The organism is Phyllobacterium sp. LjRoot231, from assembly GCF_964253365.1.
In the GTDB taxonomy this organism is placed as follows: Bacteria; Pseudomonadota; Alphaproteobacteria; order Rhizobiales; family Rhizobiaceae; genus Phyllobacterium.
Genome location: NZ_CAXUQT020000001.1, coordinates 3,451,568 through 3,471,093 on the forward strand (window position 1 = coordinate 3,451,568; position 19,526 = coordinate 3,471,093).

Consider the following 19,526-nt stretch of genomic DNA (forward strand, 5'->3'; position numbering starts at 1 on the left):
ATTGGCACGCCGTATCTCTCCACCCAACGGAAAAAAGCGGTCTGCCAATTCTGCGGCTTCCGGTCGCGAATCCCATATGCCGAGCCGTGACGATATTCTCCAATTTATCAAGGAGAACCCGGACCTTGCCGGCAAGCGCGACATCGCCAAAGCATTCAACCTCAAAGGCGATGCGCGCATTGCCCTGAAGGATATTCTGCGCGATCTCGCTGGCGATGGGCTTGTCGAAAAGCGTGCCAAGCGGCTTGCCGTTCCGGGCAGCCTGCCGAGCGTTGCCGTGCTCGACATCACGGGTCGCGAAGGCGATGGCGGTCTGATTGCCAAGCCTGCGGAGTGGGATGCCAACCACCAGGAACGACCGCCCGTCGTCTTCATCCGTGCCTCGCGCAACCAGAAAGGTCCAACACCGGGTGTCGGCGACCGCGTTCTCGCGCGCATTTTTCACGGTGCGGACCCGACAGGTCCCGCCTATACGGCACGTGTCATCAAGAAGATCGAGCACCGCAAGGATGCCGTGCTTGGCGTGTTGCGCAAACTCGACAATGGCGAATGGCGCCTCGAACCTGTCGAACGGCGACAAGTCGAACTCGCGATCGACCCCGACCAGCTGAACAATGCCAAAGCCAATGATCTCGTCGAAGTCGAGGTTTCGAAAGTCAGCCGCTATGGGCTTGCATTGGGCCGGATCACACAGGTTGTCGGTTCAGTTGCGAGTGAAAAAGCCCTGTCGATGATCGCTATCCATGAGCATGAGATTCCACATGTCTTTCCCGATAGCGTGATTGCAGAAGCCGAGAAAGCCAAGCCTGCGACCATGGCACACCGCGAGGACTGGCGTCATGTTCCGCTGGTGACCATCGATCCGGCAGATGCCAAAGATCACGACGATGCGGTCTATGCCGAGCCTGATCCTGACGAAAAGAATCCTGGCGGTTTCATCGCCACCGTCGCCATCGCGGATGTCGCAGCCTATGTAACCCCGGGCTCGCAGCTTGATCGCGAAGCGTTGAAGCGCGGCAATTCGGTCTATTTCCCCGACCGCGTGGTGCCGATGCTGCCCGAGCGGATATCCAACGATCTTTGCTCGTTGAAGGAACTGGTGGATCGCCCTGCCCTTGCCGTCCGGATGATTTTCGACACGGAAGGCTGCAAGATTTCGCACACATTCCACCGCATCATGATGCGCTCCCATGCGCGGCTCTCCTACCCGCAGGCGCAGGCTGCGATCGACGGTGCGCCGGACGAGAAGACAGCGCCGATCCTCGATACGATCCTGAAGCCGCTGTGGGCTGCCTATGCTGCGTTGAAGCGTGGCCGCGATGCGCGCGAACCTCTGGAGCTCGATCTTCCGGAGAAGAAGATCTTGCTGACGCCGGAAGGTAAAGTCGACAAGGTCGTTATCCCGCCGCGGCTCGATGCACACAAGCTTATCGAAGAATTCATGATCCAGGCCAATGTCGCGGCGGCGGAAACGCTTGAGCGCAAGAAGCAGCCGCTGATCTTCCGCATCCACGATGCACCTTCGTTGGCCAAGCAGGAGACGCTGCGCGAGTTCCTGCGGACGATGGATATTTCGCTTGCACGCGGCGCCGAACTGCGTCCGAACCAGTTCAACCATATTCTGAAGCGCGTCGAAGGCAGTGAGCAGCAGGATCTGGTCAATCAGGTCGTCTTGCGATCACAGTCACAGGCGGAATACAATCCGGCGAATATTGGTCATTTTGGCCTTAATCTTCACCGCTATGCACACTTCACCTCGCCCATCCGCCGTTATGCCGATCTCATTGTGCATCGCGCCCTGATCTCGGCGCTGGGCCTTGGGCCAGATGGCATTACACGAGAAGAAGAAGCAGCGCTGCCCGAGATTGCCGCGCTGATTTCGACATCCGAACGCCGCGCGATGGCCGCCGAGCGTGACACTGTCGACCGCCTGATCGCGCATTATCTCGCCGACAAGGTCGGCTCCAGCTTCGAGGGCCGCGTCCAGGGCGTGACCAAGGCCGGGCTGTTCGTCTCGCTTGCGACATATGGTGCCGACGGGTTTATTCCCATTTCAACTTTGGGTGATGATTACTATCTTTACGACGAAACCAACCACGCCCTTTCCGGTGAACGGAGCGGCAAGGGTTTCCGGCTCGGCGACATCGTCGAGGTTCGTTTGGTCGAGGCCTTGCCGGTAGCGGGCGCATTGCGGTTCGAGATGCTTACTGAGCCGCACCCGGTTCCGAGCGGCGTTCGCTCGCACCATAAGGCAAAGCGTTTTGTGCGCGGAAACCAGAAACGTCCGTCCAGTGTATCGCGGGGCGGACGAAGAGGTCGAGGATGACAGAACAGGTTTTTGGCGCTGATACGGCACTGGCGAGACCACATCGCCCGGTAGGTCAGGCCATGTGGCGCGGCTTTCTCAGCAGATGCCCGCATTGCGGCGAAGGCAAGCTGTTCCGCGCTTTCGTCAAACCTGTCGATAATTGCGCTGTCTGCGATGAGGACTACACCCATCAGCGCGCTGACGATTTCCCGGCCTATATAACCATCACGATCGTCGGGCACATTGTCCTTGGCGGATTCCTGGCGGTGGAAACATTGGTCCTGCTGCCCAACTGGGTGCACATGATGATATGGCCGCCGCTGACGATTATCCTGTCGATAGCGCTGCTGCAGCCGGTCAAAGGCGCGATCATCGGATTGCAATGGGCAAATTACATGCATGGTTTCGGTGGCGAGACCGACGATCAGGAGCCACCGGAACAGTGAATGGCCAAAGCAAAAGCATATCGACTGAAGCACGCAATCCGTTAGCCCGTATCCGGCCACGCGATGCCGCCTCACTCTTGCTTATTGACCGCTCCGGCAAGGAACTGCGCATTCTCATGGGCAAGCGCCATATGCGCCACGTGTTCATGCCGGGAAAATTCGTCTTCCCGGGTGGACGGACGGAGGCTGCGGACGGCCGCATATCCGCCATTGCTGAACTCTCCGAGGTTGATCAAGCGAAACTGTTGACCGGTATGGGCAGCCGCTCCAGCGTTCAGCGCTGCCGGGCACTGGCAATCTCCGCCATCCGCGAAACCTACGAAGAGGCTGGGCTTTTCCTCGGGCGCCGCCATCCGGAAACTGTTTCGATAGTGCATCCGGACTGGGCCGCCTTTGTCGAACGAAAAATTCTTCCCGACCTTTCGGTGCTGCGCTATTTTGCGAGGGCCACCACGCCGCCCGGCCGCTCCCGCCGTTTCGATACGCGGTTTTTCCTTGCATTCCGAGATGCCGTCGCCGACGTCCTCCCTGACGCGACGGGCCCATCACAGGAGCTCGAAGAATTGTGCTGGCTGCCCTTCCACGAGGCCAATCAACTCGATATTCCCGAAATCACCCGGATGATCATAAAGGAAGCCCAGGCGGTTCTCGCCGCAAATCCTTCCCTTGACCCGGGCTACCCCGTCATCCAATACCGCATGAAGTATGGACGATTCGTCCGAGAGGTTTTTTGATTCATGGATGCAACGCCGACCATTGACCAGACAACCGTCCGGTCTTCCTGGCGCGCGCTTGTCGCCGCCATCGCCACCATCAGTTCCGTTGGTGTCGCCATCGGGCTTGGGATTCCACTCCTGAGCGTCATTCTGGAGAGTCGCGGCCATTCAGCCACCATGATTGGCCTGAACGCTGCGGTCGCAGGGATCGCGTCTATTGTCGCCGCCCCTTTCGCTGCCCCCATCGCTGCTCGATTCGGTGTGGTGCCGACCCTGCTTGCCATGCTCCTGATCGGCGGTTTTTCCTTTGTCGGGTTTCACTTCTTCACCGATTTCTGGATGTGGGTGGTGTTGCGCGTCTTTCTCCATTTCGCGTTGACGATGCTTTTCATTCTGTCCGAATACTGGATCAACGCCGCGGCTCCGCCTGAAAAGCGGGGCTTGGTACTCGGTATCTACGCCACTGTCCTTTCGATGGGCTTCGCGCTTGGACCATGGCTGTTCTCACGCATCGGCAGCGTTGGAATCATGCCGTTTGCGGTCGGCTTCGGCATCATCATCTTCGCCATGCTGCCGGTGCTTTTCGCCTGGAAGGAAAGTCCGGATTTCCACGAAGAGGAGCATGTTCCCTTCGCTCCGTTCATTTGGGCTGTGCCCACGGCGACGGCAGCGGTCTTTGTCTTTGGTGCAGTCGAAACCGGTGGCTTCGCGCTCTTTCCGGTCTTTGGTTCCCGCATTGGCTATAGCGAGGCCAATGCGGCTCTGCTGCTGACGACGATCGGTCTCGGCAATGTACTCCTGCAGATTCCGATTGGATTGCTCAGCGATCATGTCAATGATCGCCGCAAGATCTTGCTTGCCTGCACCTTGATTGGCTTGCTGGGCATGTGCGTCCTGCCGTTCATTTATTCGAACTGGTATCTCGTGGCAGCGCTGCTTTTCATCTGGGGCGGCGTGGTTGCTGGCCTTTACACGGTGGGCCTTGCCCATCTCGGCTCGCAACTTACCGGCCGCGAGCTTGCCTCCGCGAATGCCGCCTTCGTCTTCTGCTACGCAGTCGGCATGCTTGTAGGCCCACAGGCCGTCGGCATTGGTATGGATCTGATGGGCCCTGCCGGCTTTTCAGTCGCACTCGCGGTGTTTTTCGCGGCTTACGCGCTTTTGGTAGGCTCACGCCTGATCAGCCGCAGGGGCTAAGCAGGTACAACCACAGCGCGCTTGGAAATATTCGGGACGGTGCTATATTATCCCGGAGTGAGAGGCGAGCTTTCGCCCGCCTCTCTCTTCCTTACATTTGAAAGTGAACCCGGATAGTGACTTGCCAGCCAGTCCGGGTTCTTTTCATGGTAAGGCCGATGCTAAACGGCAAATACCGCATAGTTTCAACTCCAAGGTTGAAGGCAAGGCTCTTGCCGCAGTCGGGGGAGCCTGTCTCCCCCGATACACCGGCTGGCTCGGTGTTGCTGCTTTTGCCTTCAAAACTCGAAGATTGACTCATCGCGCGATTTGAGACGATCAGCAACGAACGCAGGGTTGAATCGAATCTCGACAAAGCGTTACGAGGTTGTCTTGCTGGGGCGAGGTATCCTGACAAATCGCGTTTGGTCGATTATATTGATGGGATCACGGACCTAGGCTTGACTTTTCGCCCTGTTCGGTTAAGTGTCCGGCCGAATTTCCGCTTATGGCCACGTTGCTGGACTTGAATAGCGGTCCTCAATAATCAGAACAGGTAAACTGAAAATGGCTAAGGCTGCGAATATCAAGATCAAGCTTCTGTCGACCGCTGACACCGGTTTCTTCTACGTTACGAGCAAGAACAGCCGTACCAAGACGGAGAAGATGTCTTTCCGCAAGTACGACCCGGTCGCACGCAAGCACGTTGAATTCAAGGAAACCAAGATCAAGTAATCTTGCTTTTCCGGAAACAAAAATGCCGCCTTCGGCGGCATTTTTGTTTGTGAATTCGAATAAGCAGAATCAGCTAAAACGTTGATTGTTATTCGTCAGGCCGCAGCTGAAACGACCCGGTTACGTCCAGCCGCCTTCGCACCGTAGAGGGCGTCATCGGCCCGCTTGAGCAAATTCTGCACACTGTCTGCCTTGGGCAGCACATTGGCGATGCCGATGCTGATCGTCACCGGCACGCTCGTACCAGTTTGATTAACGACGAATGGCGTCGATGCCACCTCACGGCGGATGCGCTCGGCAACGACGGCAGCAAGCGCCGAATCGGTGTCCGGCATCACAATGAAAAATTCCTCGCCACCATAGCGAGTGGCAAGGTCACTACCGCGCACATTGCGGCGCAGGCGCCGGGCGAATTCCCGTAGCACCTCGTCGCCACCATCGTGGCCGTGTGTATCATTGATGAGCTTGAACCGGTCGATGTCCGTCATCAGAATTGACAAGGGCCGCCGGCGTTCGACAGCTCGCTTGAACAAAGTCGCAAGATGCGTCTCGAGATAGAGACGATTGTGCAGACCGGTCAGGCTGTCCGTCACAGCCATTTCGTAAGTCTTGACGACGCTGGCGCGCAAGCCATCATGATAGGCCTTGCGTCGCAGCTGTGTATGCAACCTTGCCAGCAATTCATTCGGGTTAAGCGGGCGAACCAGATAGTCGTTCACACCCAGCTCCAGTGCACGCCTGATCAGCGTTTCTTCGCCCTGATCGGCCACAAGAATGATAGGCAGCGACCGCGTGTTGTCGAGCGACCGCAATTGCGCACAAATGCGCAACGGGTCGAAATCGGCGAAGCTCGACGAAATGATCAGGCAATCGTGATTGCCCTGGATAGCTTCAAAAAAACCCGTTTGCGGGTCCGTCTGAATATCAACGACACCTTCGTCTACCAGTACGCGCTGGATCCGCTGGACGCTCTCCGGTCGTTCATCAATCAGCAGAATTCGGGCGTTCTTTGCAATCCCCTCGCCGCCCATCGGGAATCGCAAGATGGATTCCAACCCGACATCACGGGTAGTAGCAACACGTAACCGCAGCTCGTCAGTCAGGTTCTTCAACCGCACCAAGCTCTTCACGCGTGCAAGAAGTTGCAGGTCGTTTACGGGTTTGGTCAGGAAATCATCGGCGCCGAAATTCAGTCCGGTAATGCGGTCAGTGTCTTGATCCAGCGCCGTGACGAGAATGACCGGAATATGTGCAGTAGAGGGCCGTGACTTCAATCTGCGGCAAACCTCGAAGCCATCCATTCCCGGCATCATGACGTCGAGCAGAATCACGTCGACATTGCTGTTTTCACAAATCTCCAGAGCTTCGTACCCGTCCGATGCAGTGACGACTTCATAGTATTCCGCACTCAGCCGTGCTTCCAGCAGCTTCACATTGGCGGGGACATCGTCAACGACTAGTATGCGGGCCGTCATATTTCACATCTCCAGTAAAAATGACGGTCAAGCGTCGCCTAGGTAGGATTTGATGGTTTCGATAAATTTCGGCACCGAGATGGGTTTTGAAATGTATGCTTCGCAACCGCCTTGCCGGATGCGTTCCTCGTCGCCCTTCATTGCGAAGGCGGTGACGGCGATGATCGGTATCACATGCAGCTCGTCGTCCGCCTTCAGCCATTTTGTTACTTCCAGGCCCGAAACCTCGGGCAACTGGATATCCATTAGGATCAGATCCGGCCGATGTTCGCGAGCCAGATCAAGCGCTTCCAGCCCATTACGGGTCCGGATGGTTTCATAGCCGCTGGCTTCAATAAGATCGCGGAAGAGCTTCATGTTAAGCTCATTGTCCTCTACGATCATCACTTTCTTTACCATTGGCAATTTCCTGTTGATCTAGGCGAAAGACGCATGCTGCCCGTTGGATTCTGTGGGACAAAAGACCAGGCAGCAGCCCAACTCTCATGGATGCATTTGATAGACCGTTATGATTGATGAAAAGGAAACTCTACAGCTCGATCCAAAAATGCCGCTGATCATGTTTAACCAAGACTTTATTCAACATCTTCTTTTGATCATATTCAACCGCCTGCAATGCTTTTTGGGCAGGAGAAACACGGGGAACGTCACCAAATGAACTATTGTTGCGCAAGGGCTGCTATCAGCACGGATCGGGATAATCTACAAAGATGAAGAAGCAGATCACTTTCGCCGATGCGCAGACTTTAGCGATCAATTCTCTCATATTTCTGGCCGAAGACAGCGAACTGCTTTCCCGCTTTCTTGCATTGACCGGTATTACCGCCGACCAGATACGCACCGCTGCAAGTGAGCCGGGCTTTCTGGCCGGTGTTCTACAATTCTATCTGGCGCATGAGCCGACTTTGATGCGCTATTGTGAGGCTACGGAAACTGATCCGGCATCATTTCAGGAAGCGCTTCGCCTGCTTCCCGGCGGGCGGCAAGAAGGCTATTGAGCGGTTCATAGACCAACAACGGTTATTGCAGGGTCTACGTCCCTTCGCTAAGGTTCGCTTGTTCCTTTTCTGTTCCGGGCATCATGGCACACCTCAACGATCCGAGATTTGGTTTTTGCCGTGACTGTCTCGCGGCCCAGACATCTGAAGGTAAACGCTGCCATATTTGTGGCAGTCCGCGTATGCTTCGCCACCCTGAGCTCTATCGCCTTAGCATCGCCCATGTCGATTGCGACGCCTTCTATGCCTCGGTCGAGAAACGCGACAATCCCGAATTGCGCAATAAACCCGTTATCATTGGTGGCGGCAAACGCGGCGTCGTTTCAACGGCTTGCTACGTGGCGCGCATACATGGTGTGAAGTCGGCGATGCCGATGTTCAAGGCTCTGGAGGCTTGCCCGCACGCTGTCGTTATCAGTCCCAACATGGAAAAATACGCCAAGGTTGGCCGCGAAATCCGCCAGATGATGCGCGATTTGACCCCGTTGGTCGAGCCCTTGTCCATCGACGAGGCCTTTCTCGACCTCTCCGGAACAGAGCGGCTGCATCACGATCCACCTGCGCGCGTGATGGCGCAGTTTTCCAATCGAGTCGAAACAGAAATGGGGCTTTCTGTTTCGGTCGGGATTTCCTACTGCAAATTCCTGGCGAAGATCGCCTCCGATTTCGACAAGCCGCGCGGCTTTTCCATCATCGGGCAGGAAGAAGCCCTCACCTTTCTGCACGACAAACCGGTCACCATGATCTGGGGCGTCGGCAAGGCGTTCAATGCGACGCTGGAGCGGGATGGCATTCGCACCATCGGTCAGCTTCAGACCATGGAACTTGCCCCCTTGATGGCCGCCTATGGAACGATGGGGCAGCGGCTCTACCGTTTATCGCGCGGCCTTGACACGCGCCGCGTCGAGCCCGAGGGAGAGAGCAAAAGCGTTTCAGCCGAAACCACCTTCAACGAAGATATTGCGGCGCTTGATGAGCTCGCGCCGATATTGCGATCCTTGTCGGAAAAGGTCTCCAGGCGCCTCAAGGCGGCGGACATCGCCGGAAGGACCGTCGTTCTCAAATTGAAGTCACGGGATTTCAAACTCAGAACCAGAAACCGGCAATTGGCCGATCCGACGCAACTGGCCGACCGGATTTTCCGTACGGGATTTTCGCTACTCGAAAAAGAAATCGACGGCACGCGGTTTCGTCTGCTCGGGATCGGCGTCAGCGACCTGACCGACGATGGCCGCGCTGACCCGCTCGACCTTGTTGATATTCAGGCGACTAAACGTGCGGTTGCCGAAACGGCGATAGACAAGCTCCGCGGGAAATTCGGCAACAATGCTGTCGAGACCGGATATACCTTCGGCAGGGTCAAGTCTCGAAGCGAAGCTCTGCCGGATGATACGGATTCAAACGAAAACCGGTGAATATGGGACAAGACTCTCCGGATTTGGAACAAGAATAGTCGAATCTGGAACGAAAATTTCCACCCGGAATTGCAATTCAGTTGTAACTGGTTGAGGTCTCGGCCTCTCAGCCCATCTCGACTTCCACAATCCCGGGTATGGCTTTCATCGCACTGGCGACCTGGGGTCCGACGCGATAGCGGTTCGGCAACTCGATTTCGACTTCCGAAGCACCATTCTCCTTGATCAGGATCAGACTCACCACCTGGCCATCGTTTTGCGGTGCCAGATAGGGTGTAATGGCGCTCAACGGCTCGCTGGAGCGCATATAAAGGCGCAATGCCTTCTGCATGCGCGTCGCCTCGTCCTCAAGCGATTGCGCCGTCTGGATGCGCAGGCTGATGCCTTCCGGACGATCCTCGGCGCCGACAGTGACCACCACGGAGCGGCCCGGCTCCAGCAGATCGCGATACTGCGCCAGTGCTTCAGAGAAGAGCACCGCCTCAAATTGTCCTGAAGAATCAGAGAATTGGATGATTCCCATCTTGTTGCCGGTCTTGGTCTTGCGCTCCTGCTTGGCCGTAATTGTCCCGGCAAGACGCCCTGCATTGGCGCCTCGCTTGACCGCAGCCGAAAACTCCGACCAGGTTTGGACCCGCATCTTTTCCAGCACGCTTCGGTATTCGTCGAGCGGATGCGCCGAGAGATAAAATCCGGCCGCTTCGAATTCTCGCCGCAACTTTTCCGCCGAAAGCCATGGCGCTGCCGCAGGAAGTTGAATCGTCTGCACCCCACCTCCGGCCATTCCGCCGAATATATCCGCTTGTCCGCTGACGCTGTCTTCTTGCGTCCGCTGTGCGTGGCCGATGATACGATCGAGTCCGGCAATCAGCGCTGGCCGCTCGCGTCCGAAACAATCGAAAGCGCCAGCATTTATAAGGCTTTCGAAGACGCGCCGATTGACCACACGCGGGTCGATCCGCTCGCAGAAATCTTCAAGGCTGGCATAGGGCGTCGCACCGCGCTTTTCGACAATATGGTCGACTGCAGCCTCGCCAACGCCCTTGATGGCGGCCAGCGAATAGAAGATGCGGTTCTCCCCAACCTCGAACAGGCGGTAGGACGTATTGACCGATGGCGTTACGACTTCGATGCCAAGCCGTACCGCTTCCCGGCGGAAATCGTTCAGCTTATCCGTGTTGGACATGTCGTATGTCATTGATGCGGCGAGGAATTCCACCGGATAGTGCGCCTTCATATAGGCGGTCTGGAACGACACTATCGCGTAAGCTGCGGCGTGGGATTTGTTGAAGCCGTAATCAGCGAACTTGGCGAGAAGATCGAAAATGAAGTTTGCCTGCGGCTTGGTCACACCACGCTCGACCGCACCGTCGACAAAGCGGACCCGTTGCATGTCCATCTCGGCACGGATCTTCTTACCCATGGCACGGCGCAAAAGGTCAGCTTCGCCGAGCGTATAGCCGGACATTTCCTGCGCGATCTGCATCACCTGTTCCTGATAGATGATGACGCCTTGGGTTTCCTTGACGAGATGGTCGATTTTCGGATGGATCGATGCCATCTCCTCGTCGCCATTCTTGCGCGCATTGTATGTCGGAATGTTCTCCATCGGACCTGGCCGATAGAGCGCGACGAGGGCAATGATATCCTCGATCCGGTCAGGGCGCATGCCGATCAACGCCTTGCGCATGCCCGTGCTTTCCACCTGGAACACGCCGACAGTTTCGCCGCGCGACAGCATTTCGTAGGTGGGCTTGTCGTCGAATGGCAGATTGGAAAGATCGACCGTGATGCCACGCCGTTTGACGAGATTGACAGCGGTTTGGAGCACGGTCAGCGTCTTCAGGCCGAGAAAGTCGAATTTGACCAGCCCCGCTTCTTCCACCATCTTCATGTTGAACTGCGTGACCGGCATGTCGGAGCGCGGGTCGCGGTACATCGGCACCAGTTCCGATAACGGCCTATCGCCTATAACGATACCCGCCGCATGTGTCGAAGCGTGGCGATAAAGCCCCTCGAGCTTCAACGAAATATCCAGCAGCCGCTCGACGACAGGCTCCTTGTCACGCTCTTCGCGCAGGCGCGGCTCGTCTTCGATGGCTTTGGACAGTGTCACCGGATTGGCGGGGTTTGCGGGCACCATCTTGGTCAGGCGATCGACCTGACCATAGGGCATTTCCAATACACGTCCGACGTCACGCAGCACAGCGCGAGCTTGCAACGTACCGAATGTAATGATCTGCGCCACCTGATCACGGCCATACTTACCCTGAACATAGCGGATAACTTCATCGCGCCGGTCCTGACAGAAGTCGATATCAAAGTCCGGCATCGAAACGCGATCCGGATTAAGGAAGCGCTCGAACAGCAAGGAGAAACGCAAGGGATCAACATCAGTGATCGTCAGCGCATACGCAACGAGCGAACCCGCGCCGGAACCGCGGCCGGGTCCGACTGGAATATCATGGGCTTTCGCCCATTTGATAAAGTCGGCAACGATGAGGAAGTAACCCGGATATTTCATCCGGGTTATGATGGAAATCTCATACTCCAGGCGCTCCGAATATTGCTCAACTGTATGGCCACCGGCCAAACCAAGCGTCTCGATACGCTGCGCAAGGCCTTCCCTCGCCTGGCGCGCCAACTCATCGGCTTCCGCCTGCAACGCCGCTTCCGGATCTTCGCTCTCGCCGGTAAACCGCGGCAGGATTGGCGCGCGATTCTTCGGATAATAGGAACAGCGCAACGCGATCTCGACAGTGTTCTCCACCGCCTCGGGCAGATCAGCGAACAACTCCACCATCTCATCTTCACTCTTGAGACAATGGTCCGGCGTCAGGCGGCGGCGATCGTCGATTGAAAGGAGTGAACCTGCGGCAATCGCCAGGAGCGCGTCGTGAGCTTCATAATCAGCACTTTTGGAAAAAAATACATCGTTCGTCGCGACGAGTGGCAGTTCCAACTCGTAGGCGAGTTCAACCTGCGCTGCTTCCAGCCCGCGATCGTAACCACGATGGCGCTGGAGTTCGACATAGAGCCGGTCACCGAACAGCGATTTCAAATAGTTGAGCCGCTGTCGAGCACGGTCGATACGATCGTCCTTAATCGCTTTGGCGATGGTCCCTTCCGGACCGCCAGACAAAGCAATGATGCCTTCTGAACGGCCGGTCAGCCATGCCGATGTGATATGAACCGGATCACCCGCTGGCGTTTCCAGATAGGCGCGGCTGACAAGGCGCACGAGATTGGCATAGCCTTCCTCCGTCGCAGCAAGCAGTACGAGCGGCGCAAGCCCCAGCGCCTCGCGGCGGTTGGCGCTGCGGCTTTCTTCCGCCTGATCATGAAAGGCGATGTCAAGCTGACAACCAATGATCGGCTGCAGTCCCGCCTTTGATCCCTTCTGGGCAAATTCAAGCGCGCCGAAAAGATTATTGGTGTCTGTTATCGCAATCGCCGGAGCCTTGCTCGCCACAGCCTGATCAATGACTTTCGGAACCTGCAAGGCGCCTTCAAGCAGGGAATAGGCGGAATGAACTCTGAGATGAACGAAGCGCAGCGCCTGTTTGCTCGCAACGCCTAGACCGCTATTGACCTGCCCATCTGCCAATTCTTTTGTCTCCGAGAATCTGAACGGAGAAACTGATTCACCGCGCGCTCATAGTCGGACATGCACGATGAGGTGTCCACCTGTATTGAGGGTTCAAACACTTTCAACAGTGGACAAGAATTGGGATCACAAGAACTCAAAACGTTCAGTTTTCATGATCCCAATTTTCTTCAGATTGCACTGACCCACATTGCAAATGTGGCAATGAACAGGCTGACTGTAACGAATGACATAACGTCCTGGAAAAGTTCGCTCATCGGTAAAACCCTTCTTCGTTGTCTCTATGTATATCTTTTGTTCTATTTTTGTTCCTAAGTCAAGCGCACCAAGGCACCCATTGGCCCTATGGTTTTCGAAATGTTAACGGAAGGTAAAATGGGTCGCGCGATCAGAGGTTTGTGATCTTGCCGTCTTTGAGAGTGACACGCCTGTCCATGCGGCGTGCAAGTTCAAAATTATGCGTGGCAATCATCGCTGACAGACCCGACTGTCTCACCAAGGCTTCCAGTGCTTCGAACACATAGGAAGATGTTACCGGATCGAGATTGCCTGTCGGCTCATCAGCCAGGAGCACCAGTGGAGCGTTCGCCACGGCACGGGCAATCGCCACGCGCTGCTGCTCACCGCCGGAAAGTTCGCTTGGCCGGTGCGAGGCACGTGCGCCAACCTTCATGTAATCGAGTAGCTGCTGGGCGCGCTCGGACGCCACAGCCGGTTTCATGCCGCGGATCATTTGCGGCATCATCACGTTCTCGAGTGCCGAGAACTCGGGCAACAGATGATGAAACTGGTAGACGAAGCCGATATCGTTGCGACGAATCGCGGTGCGCTCTTCATCGGAAAGCGACCCACAGGACCTGCCATCGAGAATGACGTCGCCACTGTCTGGCCGCTCCAGCAATCCAGCCGTATGCAGCAATGTCGACTTGCCAGCGCCTGACGGCGCGACAAGCGCCACCATCTCGCCTTTTCCAAGCGAAAAGCTGGCGTCATTGAGAATGACCAATTCGCGGCCGATCTCATCGTAACGGCGGCCGACATTCAGCAGCTGTAAAATAGCCCCGGTTGCCATATTATTCGTACCTCAGGGCTTCAACGGGATCGAGCTTGGCCGCACGCCATGCCGGAAAAAGCGTTGCCAGAAACGACAAGACGAGTGCCATAAGGATGACCGAGAAGGTCTCGTTGAAATCCATCTTGGCGGGTAAGGTGCTCAAGAAATAGAGTTCAGGATTGAACAAGGTCGTTCCTGAGACCCAGGAGAAGAATTCCCTGATTCGCTCGACGTTAAGACAAACAACGACACCCAGCACCACCCCCGCAATAGTTCCAGTGACGCCGATTGCAGCACCGGTCATAAGGAAGATGCGGAGGATCGAGTTTCGCGTCGCACCCATGGTTCGAAGGATGGCGATGTCATGCCCCTTGTCTTTTACCAGCATTATCAGGCCGGAAATGATGTTGAGCGCGGCGACGAGCACGATCAGCGTCAGGATCATGAACATGACATTGCGCTCGACTTGCAGCGCCGAGAAAAAAGTCTGGTTGCGCTGACGCCAGTCGGTCAAAAGGATCGAGCGCTGTGCTGCATCCTCAATAGGCTTTTTCAACGCATCTACATTGTCAGGATTGTCGGCAAATATCTCGATCGATTGCACCTTATTTTCCTGATTGAAATACAGCTGTGATTCTTCGAGAGGCATCAGCACAATTGATGCATCATATTCGGACATGCCAATCTCGAATATCGCCGTTACTGGATAGGATTTGACGCGCGGAGCCATACCAAGCGGCGTCACGTCGCCATCTGGAGATATTAAAGTCAGCTTGTCTCCAAGCCCCAGCCCCATATTCTCGGCCATACGCGTCCCGATGGCGATGCCTCCAGCTGTGTTAAATCCCTGGAACGTACCTTGCCGGACGTTTTTCGAAACCAGCTGAAGCTTCGCGATGTCTTCCTCGCGCAAACCACGCACCAGAGCGCCCGCCCCTGCTCCTACATTGCCTTTAGCCAAGACCTGACCTTCGACCACAGGAATTGCGAAAGAGACGCCTGGAACGGCGTCGACACGCTTGATCACCGCGTCGTAATCGTCGAAAGGCCGATCCATCGGCTGCATGATGACATGGCCATTGATACCGAGAATTCGGGTCAAGAGTTCAGCCCTAAAGCCATTCATCACTGCCATGACAATGATTAGCGTCGCGACGCCGAGCATGATTCCGGTGAAAGAGAAGCCCGCAATCACAGAAATGAACGTTTCCTTGCGCCGGGCGCGCAGATAACGCCAGGCGATCATCCGTTCATAGGCTGAGAATGGTTTGGAACCGTTCGGCGCGGTGACGGCGTTATCGCTCATAAAATCCCTGCCTCGACGCCCGCGAGCTTGTTAATCGCGGCTTCGATACTCAAGGTCTCACGCTCGCCGGTGGCGCGGTCCTTGATTTCGACCTCGCCGCTGGCAACGCCGCGCGGACCGACAATCACCTGCGTTGGCAGGCCAATCAGGTCCATTGTAGCAAACTTTGCGCCGGGACGATCATCTGTATCATCCAGCAGCGGTTCGATACCAGCATTGGTCAACGCCTCGTACAGCTTGGCGGAAACCGCGTCGCAGCCTGTATCGCCCGGCTTCATGTTGACAATGCCAGCCCCAAAGGGCGCGACGGCTTTCGGCCAGATAATCCCGTTCTCATCATGCGAGGCTTCAATAATCGCCGCGATGACGCGCGATGGTCCGATGCCGTAGGAACCCATCGAAACCAGGTGGTCCTTGCCATCGGGACCGGTCACTTTGGCACCCATCGGCTCGGAGTATTTGGTTCCGAAATGGAAAATATGGCCAACCTCGATGCCGCGGGCAGCAAGTTGATCCGATGCACCAACCTTGCTCCACGCCGTTTCGTCGTGCATTTCGTCGGTCGCCGCATAGGGCGTGGTCCAGCGCGTCACGATGTCCGCGATCTGCGCATCATCATCAAAGTCGGTGTCAGGTCCGGGTACTGGCAGATCGAGATAGACACGATCGCAGAAAACCTGGCTTTCGCCAGTCTCGGCCAGAATGATGAATTCATGGCTGAGTTCCCCGCCAATAGGGCCAGTATCGGCACGCATCGGAATCACTTTGATCCCCAAGCGCGAGAACGTGCGCAAATAAGCAACGAACATACGATTGTAAGCCGCTTTGGCGCCTTCGAAATCGAGATCGAAGGAATAGGCATCCTTCATCAGGAATTCTCGCGAGCGCATTACGCCGAAGCGTGGACGCCGCTCGTCGCGGAATTTCCACTGGATGTGATAGAGATTGAGCGGCAGGTCCTTGTAGGATTTGACATAGGCCCGGAAAATCTCGGTGATCATTTCCTCATTCGTTGGGCCATAGAGCATTTCGCGCTCACCGCGATCCTTGATGCGCAGCATTTCGTCGCCATAGGCGTCATAGCGGCCGCTCTCCCGCCAAAGGTCAGCGGACTGGATGGTCGGCATGAGCAACTCGATCGCGCCGGAACGATTCTGTTCCTCGCGGATAATCGCGCTCACCTTGTTGAGAATGCGCAGTCCCGCTGGCAGCCAAGCATAGATACCAGCCGACTCCTGGCGGATCAGACCGGCACGCAACATCAGCCGATGGGAGACGATTTCCGCCTCCTTGGGGTTTTCTTTGAGGATGGGCAAAAAGTAACGGGAAAGCCGCATTGAGAATCACCAAATTGAACATCGCCTGAGTGCTTGAAGAATCAGGCAAAACCAAGTGCAAAGTGATGTTTCTTTACCGGCTTCCCGGTGGATTGGGAACCCGTAACGCCAAATGAAACAGACCGAGATTTATGGGAGATTCACCAGCTTGCTGGATTTGTAAGCAAAAAATGACGAGAACGAATATTTTTCGTGACATTTCGCAGGCAGTCCGCTATTTTTTTAATCATAAGGAGAAAGTAAGAATATTTCTGCTTTCCTACGCGGTCAAAGTCTTGGGAGGATGTGACCTAGGCGCGGTTTTCCGCAGCCGCCACGCAAGTGGATTTGGTCAGACGCGATCTTCAAATGCAAGGTGAAAGCCTTGCATTTTTTTTGCTCAATTTCCTAGAATCAATGTGTTACTGGGGTTTTATAAAGTTAATTCTCGATGACTGACGGCGTGTCGGTTTCAAACGCTTCGTCGTCACTAAAATATGAGCCAAGAAATTGCGTGTGAATCTGCCAACCAACGCTGCACACAAACTCATTAGCAAGCTAATCTGATTTCTTTCGTCTCCGGCCGATTTAGCCGACTAGCGCGAAATTTTAGTCCAGTTGCGGGAAAAAGACCGGCAGATCATTTACTCCGTAACCGAGCACCTCGTTCACGACGTAGAAAATCGCAAACACAATTGTTGCGATAATAGTCGTCAGCAGGAAAATGCGACCCATGCGATGTTTGTGCGGCGCACTGGGAGTTGTGCCAAGCGTAACATCATCTTCATCCGCTTGGGTGCGAAGACCGATCGGTAGCACGGTGAAAAGCGTCAGCCACCAAAAGATAAAATAAACCGCCATTGCAGTAGCGATGGGCATTCACTCTTGCTCCAGTTCAATCAGCGTCCCGTTGAAATCCTTCGGGTGAAGGAAGAGAACCGGTTTGCCGTGTGCGCCGATCTTTGGCTCGCCATCACCAAGAATGCGCGCACCCTGCTCTTTTAGACGATCGCGCGCCGCCAGGATATTGGGCACTTCGTAGCAGACATGGTGCATACCGCCTGACGGGTTCTTTGCCAAAAACGCGGCAATGGGCGAGTCCGCACCCAAGGGTTCTAGCAATTCGATCTTGGTATTGCCAACGTCGATGAAGACGACGGTGACGCCATGTTCCGGCAAAGCTTGCGGCTGCGTCAGTCTTGCGCCGAGCGTGTCGCGATAAATCACGGACGCTGCCTCCAGATCCGGCACGGCGATCGCGACATGATTGAGGCGGCCCAGCATGGAGTCTCCTTAGGGGCGGGTAACGAAAACCGTGACTATCGGCTTCTTGCCCCAAACTTCATTGGCCGCGGCGCGTACCGCCCGGCGCACCGCTTCGCGCACCATCGCAATGTCCCTGCGCTTTTCACGTGGGATGCTTTGAACAGCGCTCACAGCCGCATCGTAGAGCAAATCTTCAAGAAGTTCGCCCTCATCATCGTTTTCCGGAAGCCCGATCGGAACGATCTCCGGGTCTTCGATGATGTTGTATTTCTCATCAAGCAGCATCGAAACAGCAACATGGCCCACGTAGGAAAGTTTGCGACGATCGGCGATGCCAACCTCTTCCTCGTCACCGATCAGCTTGCCGTCCTTGTACAACCGGCCAAACGGCGCCTGGTCGATAATCTCTGCCCTTCCCGGTGCAAGGCGCAGGACGTCACCATTGCGCACCTGCGGCACTTCCGGAATCCCGGCCATCGCCGCCAGCGATCCCTGCCCGACAAGGTGCGCGGCCTCGCCGTGCACGGGGACGAGAATGCGCGGACGAACCCATTCATACATGCGTTTCAATTCATTACGGCGCGGATGGCCAGAGACATGCACCAATTGATCGCCATCGGAAATGATGTGAATACCCTGCTCGATCAGAAGGTTCTTGGTGTCGATGATAGACTTTTCATTGCCTGGAATGGGGCGTGACGAATAGATCACAGTGTCACCCGCCGATAATGCGACGTTGCGCATTTCATCCCGCGCCAACTTGGCGAGCGCCGCGCGTGGTTCGCCTTGGCTGCCAGTAAGGACGATGACCATGTTCTCGCGCGGGATATAGCCGTAGTCGTCTTCGGACAGGAACTCCGGAACGCCATCGAGATAGCCGAGCTCGCTCGCCACATCGATCATCCGCTTCATCGATCGGCCAAGAACCAACGTCTGTCTGCCGGCATCGCGTGCTGCCAAGGCTATCGAGCGAATGCGTCCTACATTGGACGAGAAGGTGGTGATCGCCACTCGGCCCCGGGCATTTTCTATGATCTCGCGCAGGCTTTCGCCTACTTCTCGCTCAGACGGGGACTCGCCATCGCGCAAAGCGTTGGTCGAATCGCACATCATTGCGAGCACCCCCTCGTCGCCAAGCGCGCGAAATCGGGCTCCGTTGATGAGCGGTCCGAGTGATGGTTCCGGATCCATCTTCCAGTCGCCGGTGTGAATGACCGTACCCAGCGGGGTCTTGATTGCCAGTGAAACCGGTTCTGGAATCGAATGGGTGACGGCGAGCGCTTCAAATTCGAATGGACCGACGTTGAAAGTTTCACCGGCACGGTAAATGGTTACGGGAATGTTTGGCGCGCCAGGTTCCGACTGGCGCTTGGCCGCAAGCAAGCCTGCCGCGAAGGGCGTCGCATAAACCGGAACATTCAGCAGCGGCCACAGGTCAAGCAGTGCGCCGTAGTGATCTTCATGTGCATGTGTGATGACGATGCCCTTGAGATTGTGACGTTCGGCTTGCAGGAAGCGAATATCGGGCAATACCAGATCAGCACCTGGAAGGTCGGGGCCGGCAAAGCTCACGCCCATATCGACTACAACCCATTCACGCTTGTGCGCTGGACCGTAGCCATACATAGCCAGGTTCATACCGATCTCGCCGACACCACCTAAGGGCAGGAAAACAAGTTCCACTTGATCGGAATTGGCCATTTATACT

General features: G+C 55.9%; 16 protein-coding genes. 7 read left to right on the top strand and 9 right to left on the bottom strand.

The window, feature by feature from the left end:
• The first annotated feature begins 1 nt into the window (after position 1).
• The 5 genes from rnr (at position 2) to rpmG (ending at position 5,381) form a co-directional block, all read left to right on the top strand.
• On the top strand, positions 2-2,326 hold the full coding sequence (gene rnr / locus ACSQ3H_RS17050) for a ribonuclease R (protein WP_436118121.1): 2,325 nt from the start codon (positions 2-4) through the stop codon (positions 2,324-2,326).
• Positions 2,323-2,754 carry a DUF983 domain-containing protein gene (locus ACSQ3H_RS17055; protein WP_436118122.1) on the top strand — a complete coding sequence of 144 codons (432 nt, stop codon included), beginning with the start codon at positions 2,323-2,325 and terminating at the stop codon, positions 2,752-2,754. The genes rnr and ACSQ3H_RS17055 overlap by 4 nt, the downstream gene beginning before the upstream one ends.
• Complete coding sequence (locus ACSQ3H_RS17060; RefSeq protein WP_436118123.1) at positions 2,751-3,488, top strand: NUDIX hydrolase; 738 nt, start codon at positions 2,751-2,753, stop codon at positions 3,486-3,488. Before ACSQ3H_RS17055 ends, ACSQ3H_RS17060 begins: the two co-directional genes overlap by 4 nt.
• 3 nt (positions 3,489-3,491) lie before the next feature.
• A complete protein-coding gene (locus tag ACSQ3H_RS17065) occupies positions 3,492-4,667 on the top strand; it encodes an MFS transporter (RefSeq protein WP_436118124.1) in 1,176 nt (391 codons plus the stop codon).
• Between the two features lie 546 nt (positions 4,668-5,213).
• On the top strand, positions 5,214-5,381 hold the full coding sequence (gene rpmG, locus ACSQ3H_RS17070) for a 50S ribosomal protein L33 (protein ID WP_008122896.1): 168 nt from the start codon (positions 5,214-5,216) through the stop codon (positions 5,379-5,381).
• Between the two features lie 95 nt (positions 5,382-5,476).
• Here the strand turns inward: rpmG and ACSQ3H_RS17075 are convergent, their stop codons facing one another.
• Both ACSQ3H_RS17075 and ACSQ3H_RS17080 read right to left on the bottom strand, forming a co-directional pair.
• On the bottom strand, positions 5,477-6,856 hold the full coding sequence (locus tag ACSQ3H_RS17075) for a PleD family two-component system response regulator (protein ID WP_436118125.1): 1,380 nt from the start codon (positions 6,854-6,856) through the stop codon (positions 5,477-5,479).
• A gap of 27 nt (positions 6,857-6,883) precedes the next feature.
• Positions 6,884-7,240: a response regulator gene (locus ACSQ3H_RS17080; RefSeq protein WP_436119481.1), complete on the bottom strand. Its 357-nt coding sequence runs from the start codon at positions 7,238-7,240 to the stop codon at positions 6,884-6,886.
• 326 nt (positions 7,241-7,566) lie between these two features.
• On the opposite strand from ACSQ3H_RS17080, the gene ACSQ3H_RS17085 reads away from it, so the two are divergent.
• On the top strand, positions 7,567-7,854 hold the full coding sequence (locus ACSQ3H_RS17085; RefSeq protein ID WP_436118126.1) for a DUF3572 domain-containing protein: 288 nt from the start codon (positions 7,567-7,569) through the stop codon (positions 7,852-7,854).
• An 83-nt stretch (positions 7,855-7,937) separates the two neighbouring features.
• Positions 7,938-9,269: a DNA polymerase IV gene (locus tag ACSQ3H_RS17090; protein WP_436118127.1), complete on the top strand. Its 1,332-nt coding sequence runs from the start codon at positions 7,938-7,940 to the stop codon at positions 9,267-9,269.
• 106 nt (positions 9,270-9,375) lie between these two features.
• On the opposite strand, the gene dnaE is transcribed toward ACSQ3H_RS17090, so the two are convergent.
• From dnaE to ACSQ3H_RS17125, 7 genes are all read right to left on the bottom strand, one after another.
• A complete protein-coding gene (dnaE, locus tag ACSQ3H_RS17095; protein WP_436118128.1) occupies positions 9,376-12,876 on the bottom strand; it encodes a DNA polymerase III subunit alpha in 3,501 nt (1,166 codons plus the stop codon).
• Positions 12,877-13,264: 388 nt separating this feature from the next.
• The gene (locus ACSQ3H_RS17100) at positions 13,265-13,948 is read right to left on the bottom strand and encodes an ABC transporter ATP-binding protein (RefSeq protein ID WP_436118129.1); all 684 of its coding nucleotides are present in this window, start codon (positions 13,946-13,948) and stop codon (positions 13,265-13,267) included.
• Between the two features lies 1 nt (position 13,949).
• Entirely contained in the window at positions 13,950-15,236 is a 1,287-nt protein-coding gene (locus ACSQ3H_RS17105; protein ID WP_436118130.1) for a lipoprotein-releasing ABC transporter permease subunit, read from the bottom strand.
• Positions 15,233-16,573, bottom strand: a complete 1,341-nt coding sequence (gene proS, locus ACSQ3H_RS17110) for a proline--tRNA ligase (protein ID WP_436118131.1) — start codon at positions 16,571-16,573, stop codon at positions 15,233-15,235. Before proS ends, ACSQ3H_RS17105 begins: the two co-directional genes overlap by 4 nt.
• Positions 16,574-17,161: 588 nt before the next feature.
• Positions 17,162-17,431, bottom strand: a complete 270-nt coding sequence (locus ACSQ3H_RS17115; RefSeq protein ID WP_436118132.1) for a DUF1467 family protein — start codon at positions 17,429-17,431, stop codon at positions 17,162-17,164.
• Positions 17,432-17,836, bottom strand: coding sequence for a methylmalonyl-CoA epimerase (gene mce, locus ACSQ3H_RS17120; protein ID WP_436118133.1), 405 nt, complete (start codon positions 17,834-17,836; stop codon positions 17,432-17,434).
• Positions 17,837-17,845: 9 nt separating this feature from the next.
• Entirely contained in the window at positions 17,846-19,519 is a 1,674-nt protein-coding gene (locus ACSQ3H_RS17125; protein WP_436118134.1) for a ribonuclease J, read from the bottom strand.
• Positions 19,520-19,526: the final 7 nt, after the last annotated feature.

Coding starts and splice junctions, on each gene's coding strand:
- ACSQ3H_RS17125 (WP_436118134.1), bottom strand. CDS start 19,519: ATGGCCAATTCCGATCAAGTGGAACTTGTTTTCCTGCCCTTAGGTGGT.
- rpmG (WP_008122896.1), top strand. CDS start 5,214: ATGGCTAAGGCTGCGAATATCAAGATCAAGCTTCTGTCGACCGCTGAC.
- ACSQ3H_RS17055 (WP_436118122.1), top strand. CDS start 2,323: ATGACAGAACAGGTTTTTGGCGCTGATACGGCACTGGCGAGACCACAT.
- ACSQ3H_RS17065 (WP_436118124.1), top strand. CDS start 3,492: ATGGATGCAACGCCGACCATTGACCAGACAACCGTCCGGTCTTCCTGG.
- ACSQ3H_RS17100 (WP_436118129.1), bottom strand. CDS start 13,948: ATGGCAACCGGGGCTATTTTACAGCTGCTGAATGTCGGCCGCCGTTAC.
- ACSQ3H_RS17075 (WP_436118125.1), bottom strand. CDS start 6,856: ATGACGGCCCGCATACTAGTCGTTGACGATGTCCCCGCCAATGTGAAG.
- ACSQ3H_RS17105 (WP_436118130.1), bottom strand. CDS start 15,236: ATGAGCGATAACGCCGTCACCGCGCCGAACGGTTCCAAACCATTCTCA.
- mce (WP_436118133.1), bottom strand. CDS start 17,836: ATGCTGGGCCGCCTCAATCATGTCGCGATCGCCGTGCCGGATCTGGAG.
- ACSQ3H_RS17085 (WP_436118126.1), top strand. CDS start 7,567: ATGAAGAAGCAGATCACTTTCGCCGATGCGCAGACTTTAGCGATCAAT.
- ACSQ3H_RS17090 (WP_436118127.1), top strand. CDS start 7,938: ATGGCACACCTCAACGATCCGAGATTTGGTTTTTGCCGTGACTGTCTC.
- ACSQ3H_RS17080 (WP_436119481.1), bottom strand. CDS start 7,240: ATGATCGTAGAGGACAATGAGCTTAACATGAAGCTCTTCCGCGATCTT.
- ACSQ3H_RS17115 (WP_436118132.1), bottom strand. CDS start 17,431: ATGCCCATCGCTACTGCAATGGCGGTTTATTTTATCTTTTGGTGGCTG.
- proS (WP_436118131.1), bottom strand. CDS start 16,573: ATGCGGCTTTCCCGTTACTTTTTGCCCATCCTCAAAGAAAACCCCAAG.